The sequence below is a fragment of the Micromonospora sp. L32 genome, assembly GCF_052068055.1.
Lineage (GTDB): Bacteria > Actinomycetota > Actinomycetes > Mycobacteriales > Micromonosporaceae > Micromonospora > Micromonospora purpureochromogenes.
Genome location: NZ_JBQHDD010000005.1, coordinates 555,115 through 565,682 on the forward strand (window position 1 = coordinate 555,115; position 10,568 = coordinate 565,682).

A 10,568-nucleotide genomic window follows, 5' to 3' on the forward strand; every position below is an offset into this window, starting at 1 on the left:
GCAGGGGGCCGGACCGTCATGGGGTCACTTCTGGACGAAGACCGCCACACTGCGCGCCGGCACGGTGAACGTGCCGGCCGCCCGGTCGAACGAGGCCGTCCGGAGCACCGGGTCGGCCGAGTTCATCAGCACCGGGTGCAGCGCGACGTCCGCACCCCGCAGGCCGGTCACCGTCTGCTTCGCCGTCTCCGGCGTGCCGTTGAAGACGACGGTCAGCGACTTCCACGTCCCGTCCAGCCCGCGGGCGTCCAGGGTCATGGTCAGCACGCCCGGCGTCTCGTTCTCGCCTGAGAGCGGGAAGGCGACGCGCCGCTGCACCTGGCCGGCGGTGGCCAGCCCGAACACCGGCGAGGACTCCCGGATCCGCAGCAGTTCCGCGTACCGGGCGTCGGCCAGGTTGATCGCGGCGCAGTCCGGCACCAGCTTCGGGTCGGCCAGCAGCGGCTTCGCGTACGGCCACTTGTCCTTGTTGTCCTGCTCCGGCGGGAGGCCGGCGCCGAACCCGTTGCCCTGCGCGCAGTCCCACCGGATCTGGTTGAACCAGTCACCGGAGTTGTACGAGTTGCGGTCCAGCGACTTCGAGCGCAGCCGCTCGGAGCCGGTGGTGACGAAGCCCGCCCCCTGCCCGAAGGTGGTGGTCGCCAACGCCAGCACCTGCATCCGCGACCGGTCCGTCGCCGAGGTGCCCTGCGGCAGCTTGTACGCCAGCGCGTCGTACAGGATCTCGTTGTCGTGCGCGTCGACGTAGGTGACCGCCTCACCCGGCGCGGCGGTGTAGCCGGCCGGCGAGCCGTTGTAGTCCACCTGGGCGCCGGTGACCTGCCGGCCCGACGAGTCGGTGAACCGGTAGCCCCGCAGGTTGCCGGCGAGCCCCACCTTGATCAGGTCTTGGTGGTGCAGCAGCCGCGCCTTCTGCTCGGCCGCCGTCCCGTTCACGGTGTCACCGTTGGGGTCGGTGTAGAGACCGGAGGCGAAGCCCTGGATGCGGGGGTTGCCGTCGAAGGGACCGCCGCCGCGCACCGCGTCGCGGAGCCGGTCGTTGAAGGTGGCGATGCCGGTCCCCGCCATGTTGGCCTGGGTGGCCTGCACGAACCGGGCGTCGTTGGCGACCTCGCCGAAGTTCCAGCCCTCGCCGTAGAGCAGGATCTTCTTCCCGTCCACGCCGTCGCGGGCCGGGGTGAGCTGGTCCAGCGCGGCCCGCACGGCCAGGATGTTCGCCTTCGGGTGGTGACCCATCAGGTCGAACCGGAAGCCGTCCACCTTGTACGCCTTGGCCCAGGTGACCATGGAGTCCACCACCAGCTTGCCCATCATGGCGTGCTCCGGCGCGGTGTTGGCGCAGCAGGTCGAGTTGGCGACGCTGCCGTCCTCCAGCAGCCGGTGGTAGTAGCCCGGCACCACCTGGTCGAGCACCGACTTCGGGTCGGTGCCCGAGGCGGAGGTGTGGTTGTAGACCACGTCCAGCACCACGCGCAGCCCGGCGCCGTTGACCCCGGCGACCATCTGCCGGAACTCGGTGGTCCGCTTCGCCCCGGCCGGGTCGACGGCGTAGCCGCCCTCCGGCACGGTGTAGTGCAGCGGGTCGTACCCCCAGTTGTAGCCATCCTTCTCCGCGACCTTCGCCACGCAGGCCTGCTGCTGGTCGGAGTCCGGCGGCAGCTTCGCCAGGTCGCAGTCGGGTTGCTGCTGGGCGGCCCGCTGCTCGGGGATGGTGGCGAAGTCGAACGAAGGCAGCAGGTGCAGGTAGTTGACCCCGGCGTCGCCGAGCGCCTTCAGGTGCTTCATGCCGGCCGTGTTCGGGTCGGTGAAGGCGAGGTAGGTGCCCCGCTTCTCCGCCGGCACGGTGGCGTCGGCGATTGAGAAGTCCCGTACCGACAGCTCGGAGATCTGCGCCTTCGACGCCGGCACCGCCGGCGGCTTGCGCAGACTCGCCCAGCCGGACGGGGCCAGCGCCTCCTCGGACAGGTCGACGATCTGGCTGTGTGTCGAGTCCGGCGCGAGCGCCACCGAGTAGGGGTCCGTCACCGCGGCGGTGACCACCTTCTGCGCCGCCGGCTGCCACGCCTCGACCTGGTAGCGGTAGTACTTGCCGGCCCAGGCCTTCGTGCCGCGCACCGACCAGACGCCGGTGCGGTCGTTGCGGCTCATCGCCACCGTCCTCGGCTCGGCCGTGGGCGAGTCGAAGAGCTGGAGTGACACCGTCCGGGCGGTGGGCGCCCAGACTGCGAGGGTGGGCACCCGGCCGGCGAAGGTGGCGCCCAGCCGGGCGTCGGTGGCCCGGGCGTAGACGTCGTCGAGCACGCCCGGGATCTGCACGCCGGTCGCGCCGAGCAGCACGCCCTCGGCGTCGCGCTCGGTCACCACCAGTTGCCCGCGCAGCGCCGCCGGGACCTTGGCCAGGTCGGCCCGGTCCAGCGTGAAGCTGCGGTAGGACCACAGGTGCGGGAAGGCCGCGCGCTGGGCCTCGGTGAGCCCGTTGCGCTGCGCCCGCAGCGGCAGCGAGGTGTACGTCCCGGCCAGCTCGCCGTCGGCGATGCTCAGCCCGCCGGCCGGGGCGGCCACCAGGGCGTACTGCTTGCCGTCGGTCGGAGGAGTCAGCCAGGCGACGGTGGACCGGTCGATCCAGTGCGCCTTCTGCTTGGTGATGTCCAGGTCCCGGGCGGGGCCGGACGAGCTGGGCGGCAGCAGCCGGCCCTTCACCCCGGCGAGCAGCCAGACCTCACGCCCGGCGCTGGCGAAGTCCAGCCGCTGGTCGTCGGGCTGATCCTTGGTGTCACCGGAGTGGATGATGTAGCTCAGCCCGGTCGCGCCGGCGGCCAGCGGCACCCGGAAGACCGCGCCGTAGGCGTCGATCTTCTCCGGCTTGAGCGGGTTGGACCAGTCGGTCGGGTTGGCGGCGCCGTCCCAGAGGTGCAGCCCCCAGCCGGCGTAGTTGTTGTCGGCCTTGCGCCAGTGGATGACCGCGGTGCTCTCGTCGACCGCCGGGTCGGGCTCGCCGGTGGCGGCCTGCCGGGTCGGGTAGAGCGTCGGATCGCCCTGCTTGACCCAGACCTCGCCGGTCTGCGTCACGTCGATGGTGCGGTCGTTCGCGACGTCCTTGTTGCCGTTCTTGTCGACGACAAGGAAGCCGACCGACTTCGCGCCCGGCTTGAGCTTGACCCAGGCGAACCGGCCGTAGGAGTCCTCACCGGCGAACGGCTGCCCCTTGGGCCACTCGGTGGCGTACGCCGGGTCGATGTCACCCCAGGTGTAGAGGCCCCAGTCGTCGTACCCGCCGGCGGGACGCTGGTAGTGCACCACCGCCCAGTCCCGGGCGGCGCTCTGTGCCGGGGTGCCGACCACGCCGGTGGCGCGGGTGCCGGCGGTCCGCCCCTTGCCGTCGCGGACGACGGCCTTGTACTCGACCTTCGTCCCGCCGGGCAGGCCGGTCAGGTCGTGGTGGACGGTGTACGGGGCGGTGTGCGCGCTGCCCAGCAGCGTCCACCTGCCGCCGGGCACCCGGGCGGCGAAGGTGACGGTGGCCAGCGGGTCGCCGGTGACCTGGGCGGTGACGGCGGTCCGGGTGGCGACCGGGTCGGCGCCGGGCGCGCTGAGGGTGATGCCCGGCGCGGCGGTGGCCTGCGGGATGGGCCGGCCGGCCTTGAGCACCACCGCCGCCATCGGCGGCACGGTCAGGCCGAGCTTGCCGTCCGCGCCGGCGGTGGCGGTGGCCGCGCCGCCGTAGACGCCGGTGAAGGCGGTCCCGGCGGACCAGGTGTCGACGGAGACGGACTGCGTGGTGGCGGCGTTGTTCACGGCCACCACGTACTCGGTGCGGTCGGCCGGGGCGATCCGGGAGAAGGCGAAGACGCCGGCGCCGTCGGCCGCGTACCGGGTGACCTGGATGCCGTCACGCAGCGCCGGGTGGGCCTGGCGCAGCGTGCCCAGCTCGGCGATGGTGCGGTAGAGCGGGTGGCCGGTGTCGTACTGGTCGTCGGCGTGGGTGCGGGCGGTGCCGATCAGGTCGTCGTCGAGGTAGTCCGCCACCTTGGTGGCGAACATGTCCTGCCGGGCGTCCTTGTCGCCGCCGGGGCCGGTGAAGCCCTGCTCGTCGCCGGAGTACACGACCGGCTGGCCCCGGGTGAGGAACATCAGCTGGTGGGCGAGCTGGTCGCGGCGCAGCTGGGTGGCGTCGTCACCGCCGGAGGCGGCGATGAAGGAGCCGATCCGACCCATGTCGTGGTTGCCGAGGAAGGTGGTCAGCCGGTTGGCGCCGGTGTCCCGGGCGGCGTACAGGTCGTCGCGGGCGTACACGTCGGCGAGGGCCTTGGCGGAGCCGTCGGCGGCGGTGTAGCCGCGCGCGGCCTCCTGGAAGGAGAAGTCCAGAGTTGCCGGCAGGCCACCGCGCCGCACGTAGGTCGAGGTCACCTCCTGGTCGGCGCTGTAGACCTCGCCGAACATGAAGAAGTCCTTCTTGCCGGCGGCGTCGGCGGCCCGCTTGATGCCCTGGCTGAACTGCGGCCAGAAGTCGAGGTTGACGTGCTTGACGGTGTCGAGCCGGAAGCCGTCGACCCCGGTGCTGGCGATCCAGTCGCCGTAGGCCTTGGTCAGGCCCCGCACCACCTCGGGACGCTCGGTCCACAGGTCGTCCAGGCCGAAGAAGTCGCCGTACTCGCTGTTCTCGCCGGCGAAGGTCGAGTCACCCCGGTTGTGGTACATCGTCGGGTCGTTCAGCCAGGCCGGCACCTTCACCTTGGCGTCCGCGGGGGCGGCGAAGGTCGGCGTGTACGGGCCCGCGTCCGCGGTGACCGTCGGGAAGTCCCGGGTGCCGTCGGCGTAGTTGCGGTCCTCGAAGGCGCGCCCCTGCGCGTCGGTGTACGGCGAGGTCTTCTTGTCGACGTACGCGTACTTGTCCTCGCCGTACTTGATGACATCGGCGGTGTGGTTGACGATGACGTCAAGGTAGACCTTGATGCCGCGCTGGTGGGCGAGCTTGACCAGCTTCCGCATCTCCTCGTTCGTGCCGAAGTGCGGGTCGACCTGGGTGAAGTCGGTGATCCAGTAGCCGTGGTAGCCGGCCGAGACGTCCGCGCCGCTGCCCTGCACGGGGCGGTTCTTGAAGATCGGCGCGAGCCAGATGGCGGTCGTCCCCAGGCCCTGGATGTAGTCCAGCTTGTCGATGACGCCCTTGAGGTCGCCACCGTGGTAGAAGCCCTTGTCCTTCGGGTCCAGGCCGGTGCGGAGGCGGTCGCCGGTGAGGCCGCCGGAGTCGTTGCGCGGGTCGCCGTTGGCGAACCGGTCCGGCAGTACGAAGTAGAACTGCTCGGCGCGTCCCGTGCCGGCGCCGGCTTTCAGCAGGGCCTCGGTCGAGGGCTCGGCGCCCCACTGGGCGGCGCCGGCCGCGGCCAGGGTGTCGACGGTGGGGGTCCGGTCGGTGGCGTCCGCGCCGAGCTGGTTGACGGCGACCGGGACGCCGACGAGGGCGAGGGTGAGGGTGGAGACCAAGGCGAGCAGTGCCTTGCGAGATATCGGCGGGGGTTTCATCGACGGCCTTCCTCTGGTCGCTGATTCGCCCGCACGCTAGCTCTTGCCGAAACATTCTGCAATACCTTGCAAACATGGTCGCAACAAAGCAGCCTCCTTGCGAAACGCGCCGTCGTTCCGCCGCACGGGGAGGTCGCCCTGCGCCGCCGGACAGGGGGGTGGATCAGAGGCCGGCGCAGGCGGCGCCATCGACGGCGCACCCGCTCAGGCGGGTGTTCTCGCCGGTGCGTTCGAGGTGGAACCGCAGCGCCACGGACGCGCCGCCGTCGAGGTCCACCCCACTGGTGTACGTGAAGACGCCGTCGGACATCCGGGAACTTCCCTGCGGCGCACCCTCCACCCAGGAGCTGGCCACGCGGCTGCCGGCCGGCGGCACCAGGCGCACCGTCCAGGGGCGGGGACCGGCGGCGGCGTTGGCGAGCAGCACCTCGCCGATGAAGCCGTCGTCCCAGGCCTCCATCACCCGGTATCGCCCGGTGACCGACGACGGGGGCGAGGGCGGGGGCGGCGGGGCCGACTCCGGTCGCGTGTCCCGTCCCGCGGCGGGGGACGCGGGGCGCCCGCTGGGCGGCGGATCGCTGCGGCGCGGGGTGAGCTGCGGGGCGCCCGGTGCGGGCAGGGCGACCGGGGCTCGCGACGGCGGGCTCGACGGCAGGTCGGGCAGCGCCATGGTGGCGGGCAGGTCAGCCGGTCGGGCGGTCTCCGGCTCGTGGCCGCGGGACACGGTCAACGCGACGACCAGCAGCACCACCATCACCACGACCCCGGTGGCCACCAGCACCCAGGGCGACGAGGCGAGCGCCGTGGCGGCGGCCCGGGACGAGCGGCGACGCGTGCCGGACATGCCCCTCCCTCATCCGTGCGGTCGGGCGAGCGTAGCCATCCATCGGCAGGGCCGGGAAGCCTGCGCGCCGGCACCGTCCTCATGGTACGGACGCGTCCGGCGCTCAGCCGATGGTGCAGTCCGCCCCGTTGACGGTGCACTGGCCCGGCCGGTCACCGCTGCCGGTCCGGCCGAACGTCATGGACACCACGGCGCTCTCCCCCGCCGGAAGGGGCTTGGTGCCGCTCAGCACGAACCAGCCACTGCCCTGCGTACGCACCGACAGCCCCGAGTCCGACGACGCCCGGATCGACTTGACGTTGCCCGTGAACAGCAGCTCCACCCGCCACTCCCGAGCCCCGCCGGTGGTGTTGCGCACCGTCAGCCGGGCGGAGAACGAGTCCCGGTCGCTGGAGGTGACCTGGTAGTCCGCGCTCACCCGGCCGGACCCGGCGGCCGGTGCGCGGGTCGTCGGCGTCGCGGCCGGCCGGCGGGTGCTGGCCCGCGGCGACGGGGTGGCGCTGGCCGTCCGCGACGGGGTGGCGTCCACGGCGACCAGCGGGGCGTCGGCCGGTGGCGCCACGGACGACGTCACGGCGGGCATCCTCGGCAGGTACATCGGCGGTGCCGGCTCGGGCGCCGCCGCGTGCTCCGGTCCGCGGAAGGAGAGCAGGGCGAACACCAGCAGGACGGCGAGCAGACCGACGCCAAGCAGCACGACGATCCACGGCATCGACGCCAGCACGGCGGGTGCGGATCGCGCCCCCGGCCGTGGGGCCGAGCGGTCGGACATGAGGTCCCCCTTGTCGGAGCAGCCGCGCCAGCCTAGCCAGCGCGGACGCCCGACAGCAGAGGGCCCGCCCGGTACGGTCCGTCCGGCCGGTACGGGCCGGAAAACGGCTGGCCGCACGAGACCGATCCGGTCGGGTCAGCCCCGCACCGACGCCGCCCACCGAACGGCCGCCCGAGAGCCGTCGCGTCACGCCGCGCGGATGACGGTGCAGATGGCCGGACCGTCCTCGGTGGTGCGCAGCAGGTAGCGGTACCGCTCGCCCGGCACCGCCCGACCCTGGCTGTCCAGGAACTCCCATTGCACGGCCACCTCGGTCAGCAGCGCGGAGACCGGCTGCACGTCCTCGATCAGCGCGTTCGCCGCGACCAGCTCCCGTTCCTGGTAGTCCGGGGCGGCGCCGACGAAGGAGAGCGCGACGGCGGTCAGCGTGCTGAAGGAGAAGCTGTACGTGTCGGCGACCACCAGCCCGGGCAGGGCGTAGCAGCCGGCGAGGGCGGGTACGTCGCCGGCGGTGAGCGCCACGCCGTACCGGTCGAAGAAGTCGGTCAGCGTGTCGAGATCGGTGGAGGCTCTCACGGCGTCACCAATTGCCGCCGGCGGGCGTCGGCAAACCTCAGCGCGGCGGGATGTGCACCTCGATCTCGGCGCCGAGCTTGGCCTGACCGGCCAGGTCGAGGTCGTCGCCGCTCCAGAACCGACCCGGGTCGTACCAGTTCGGACGGCGGCCGGCCGGCAGCAGCCCCATCGCCTCGTAGCTCACCGCCACCACCTCGGCGCAGTACGCCGTCTCCAGCGCCCGGTCCGGTAGCGGCAACCCGGAGCGGTCCCGGCGGCCCGGCAGCCGCACCTGCGGCACCCGGCCCCGCGCCCAGCGCCAGGCGAGCTGGGCGGTGGAGGGGAAGGGCGTGCCGTCGAGCCGGGCGACGGTACGCAGCACCGCCTGCTCCATCGCCGCGTCGGCGGGCGGGTCGAGCTGGCGCAGCCAGGCCCGCTGGCCGTACCGGTTGGCCCAGACGCAGACCGCGTCGCGCAGGTCGTGCAGCTGCACGCCGCGCTGGTGGTTGCCGGTCCACATGTCCGGCAGCGAGCGGCCCAGCTCGGCGTGCCACATCAGGGGCGGCATGTCGTCCAGCACCACGGCCATGCCGACGTGGTTGACCGGGCTGTTCGTGGTGAGCTGGATGGCGCGGTCGGGCACGCTCCGGCCACGGAACACCCACAGGTCTCCGGTACGGGTCAGGTCGACGGCCTCGTCCAGGCTGATGCTCATGAGCGTCTACCCTAGGCCGATGCGGCAACGGATGCGGTGGTGGAAGGTACTCGGTCTGGCCGGCCTGGCCGGAGTCGCGGCGTCCGGCGTGGTCATCGCCCGCGCCGAGCGGCGCCGCCGGTCGTACACGCCGGAGGAGATCCGGGACCGGCTGCGCGAGCGGCACGCGCAGGCCGCGGGGAACGGCACGCCGGCCGGCGAGCAGGCCTGACCCGGCGGGCGCGGCTCAGCGCTCGGGCTCGGCCGCGGCGCGGCGCAGCGCCTCGTCGAGTGCTCCGGGGGTACGCCCGAGCACCGCGCTGCCGTCGTCGAGCAGCAGGATCGGCCGCTGGATGAGCTCCGGATGCGCCACCATCGCCTCGATCCAGCGGGGCTCGGTGGCGTCGTCGCGGGGCCAGTCGGCCATGCCCCGGGCCACCGCGGCCGGCTCCCCGGTGCGGCAGATGTCCCACGCGCGCGCCTCGAGCCGGCGCAGCACCTCGGTCAGCTCGGCCGCGCTCGGCGGCTGCTCCAGGTACGCCCGCAGCCGGTACGGCACCCGCGCCTCGTCCAGAGTGGCGCGGGCGCAGGTGGACTTCGAGCAGGACGGGTTGTGCCAGATCTCCATGCCCGACATGGTGACAGACCACCTGCCGACCTGTCCCATTTCATCCGGAGTGGACGGTCGACGGGGCGTCGGAGCAGGGGCTCGGCGGCTACCATCCGGGCATGGCGACGCCCTTCGACCGGACACCGTTCGTCCTGTCCCCGCCGGCCGCCCCCGTCGAGCGGCACGGCCAGGTGGACCTGCACCTGCCGGCGGGTGACGAACCCCGGTCCGCCGTGGTGCTGGTCCACGGCGCACCGCTGCCACCCGGCGCGTCCGACCCGCGCGACTGGCTCCTCTACCGCGGATACGGCGCCCTCCTGGCCGAGCAGGGCCTCGTCGCCGCGGTCGTCAGTTACCGGGTGGACGAGCTGACGGGCTTCCCGGCCGCGGCCGAGGACGTCGCGGCGGCCGTCGCGCAGGTCCGCGCCGATCCCCGGGTCGACGCCGACCGGCTGGTGCTCTGGTTCTTCTCCGGCGGCGGCCTGCTGCTGGGCGACTGGCTGCGCGCCGCGCCGTCGTGGCTGCGCGGGCTGGTCGGCACCTATCCGCTGCTGGAGCCGCTGCCCGGTTGGGAGGTCGAGGCCCGGTTCCACCCGGTCGACGCCGTGGCGTCCGCCGGCGACCTGCCGATCCTGCTGGTCCGGGCGGGTCGGGACATGCCGCCGGTGCTGGCCGGAATCGAGGCATTCACCTCGGCCGCGGCGGCGAGTGGCCGTTCGGTGCGGATCCTCGACGTACCGGACGGGCGGCACGGCTTCGACGCACTGGACCACACCGATCAGTCCCGGGACGCCGTGCGCGCCGCCCGCGACGCGGTGGTCGCGCTGCTGCGCGACGCCTGACGCGGCCGGCTTGGGTGCGGGGTCCCGGTCGACGCGAGGCCGAGGTACGGGCCACCGGCTACGTCCGCCCCCACTTGCCATAGTGAGCGATATGCCTGTGAGTCATATTTATGCCTCACAGGCATATCGCTCGATCGTCGTATGCCTCGGGTCGCCGTCCCGCTTCGCCTATTCGACGCCGAATGCCCGGATTGACTCGGGTGGTTCGCTGGGGCTAGCTGTCCGGCTTGCCCGCGATGTCGGAGTCTAGGGTGTCACCCGGGTCGGTGGAATGGGTGGCGGGGCGGGGTCGTTGTACATGGCAGACCGCCGTGGCCCCCGCCCGGACGGACCCCCGGGCCGAGGCTCGTGGAATGCGGAGCCCGCCGGGCTGGTTACATCCCCCGGACACCCGAGCAGAGCCTCTTGTGCGGCCGCCGGGCAATCCCCTTCTTTGACTTCCTTTCACGCGCTGCCGTCCCCCGGCGGTGTGCGCGTATCCCCCTGATCGAAAGGTGCACCCTCATGCGTACCGATCTGATCCGCAAGACCGCCCTGACCGTCGCCGGTGTTGCCGCTACCGCCGGTGGGATCGCCGGCCCGGCCCTCGCCGCGCACGCCGCCCCCACCGCGTCGATGCAGGCCGACCGTAAGTCGCACGGCGAGCGGGAACTCAACGTGCGCTACGAGGCCCAGCCGAACTTCTACTACTGCGGCCCCGCCGCCACCCGCAACGCCCTCTCCGTACA

The 10,568-nt window shown here is 72.9% G+C and carries 8 protein-coding genes and 1 pseudogene; 3 read left to right on the forward strand and 6 right to left on the reverse strand.

Annotated elements, in window-relative coordinates; translation table 11 throughout:
- Positions 1 to 24: 24 nt before the first annotated feature.
- From pulA to ACTMTB_RS17345, 5 genes are all read right to left on the reverse strand, one after another.
- Positions 25 to 5,523: a pullulanase-type alpha-1,6-glucosidase gene (pulA, locus tag ACTMTB_RS17325; RefSeq protein WP_441146783.1), complete on the reverse strand. Its 5,499-nt coding sequence runs from the start codon at positions 5,521 to 5,523 to the stop codon at positions 25 to 27.
- Positions 5,524 to 5,686: 163 nt separating this feature from the next.
- Entirely contained in the window at positions 5,687 to 6,367 is a 681-nt protein-coding gene (locus ACTMTB_RS17330) for a cellulose binding domain-containing protein (protein WP_441146785.1), read from the reverse strand.
- Between the two features lie 103 nt (positions 6,368 to 6,470).
- Entirely contained in the window at positions 6,471 to 7,139 is a 669-nt protein-coding gene (locus ACTMTB_RS17335) for a cellulose binding domain-containing protein (protein ID WP_441146787.1), read from the reverse strand.
- Positions 7,140 to 7,325: 186 nt separating this feature from the next.
- The gene (locus ACTMTB_RS17340) at positions 7,326 to 7,715 is read right to left on the reverse strand and encodes a hypothetical protein (protein ID WP_441146789.1); all 390 of its coding nucleotides are present in this window, start codon (positions 7,713 to 7,715) and stop codon (positions 7,326 to 7,328) included.
- Positions 7,716 to 7,752: 37 nt separating this feature from the next.
- Positions 7,753 to 8,409, reverse strand: coding sequence for a hypothetical protein (locus ACTMTB_RS17345; RefSeq protein WP_441146791.1), 657 nt, complete (start codon positions 8,407 to 8,409; stop codon positions 7,753 to 7,755).
- Positions 8,410 to 8,440: 31 nt separating this feature from the next.
- On the opposite strand from ACTMTB_RS17345, the gene ACTMTB_RS17350 reads away from it, so the two are divergent.
- A complete protein-coding gene (locus tag ACTMTB_RS17350) occupies positions 8,441 to 8,620 on the forward strand; it encodes a hypothetical protein (RefSeq protein ID WP_179806561.1) in 180 nt (59 codons plus the stop codon).
- Positions 8,621 to 8,635: 15 nt separating this feature from the next.
- Here ACTMTB_RS17350 and ACTMTB_RS17355 read toward each other — a convergent pair whose 3' ends face one another.
- Positions 8,636 to 9,016 carry an ArsC/Spx/MgsR family protein gene (locus ACTMTB_RS17355; RefSeq protein ID WP_441146793.1) on the reverse strand — a complete coding sequence of 127 codons (381 nt, stop codon included), beginning with the start codon at positions 9,014 to 9,016 and terminating at the stop codon, positions 8,636 to 8,638.
- A gap of 101 nt (positions 9,017 to 9,117) precedes the next feature.
- Between ACTMTB_RS17355 and ACTMTB_RS17360 the strand changes: the two genes are divergently transcribed.
- Entirely contained in the window at positions 9,118 to 9,840 is a 723-nt protein-coding gene (locus ACTMTB_RS17360) for a hypothetical protein (protein WP_441146795.1), read from the forward strand.
- A gap of 504 nt (positions 9,841 to 10,344) precedes the next feature.
- Positions 10,345 to 10,568 (forward strand): annotated as a pseudogene (locus ACTMTB_RS17365) (C39 family peptidase); the annotation flags it as partial.

What these genes read in the sequence shown, in the direction of transcription:
- pulA (WP_441146783.1), bottom strand. Translation starts at nt 5,523, where the DNA reads ATGAAACCCCCGCCGATATCTCGCAAGGCACTGCTCGCCTTGGTCTCC.
- ACTMTB_RS17335 (WP_441146787.1), bottom strand. Translation starts at nt 7,139, where the DNA reads ATGTCCGACCGCTCGGCCCCACGGCCGGGGGCGCGATCCGCACCCGCC.
- ACTMTB_RS17330 (WP_441146785.1), bottom strand. Translation starts at nt 6,367, where the DNA reads ATGTCCGGCACGCGTCGCCGCTCGTCCCGGGCCGCCGCCACGGCGCTC.
- ACTMTB_RS17350 (WP_179806561.1), top strand. Translation starts at nt 8,441, where the DNA reads ATGCGGTGGTGGAAGGTACTCGGTCTGGCCGGCCTGGCCGGAGTCGCG.
- ACTMTB_RS17360 (WP_441146795.1), top strand. Translation starts at nt 9,118, where the DNA reads ATGGCGACGCCCTTCGACCGGACACCGTTCGTCCTGTCCCCGCCGGCC.
- ACTMTB_RS17345 (WP_441146791.1), bottom strand. Translation starts at nt 8,409, where the DNA reads ATGAGCATCAGCCTGGACGAGGCCGTCGACCTGACCCGTACCGGAGAC.
- ACTMTB_RS17355 (WP_441146793.1), bottom strand. Translation starts at nt 9,016, where the DNA reads ATGGAGATCTGGCACAACCCGTCCTGCTCGAAGTCCACCTGCGCCCGC.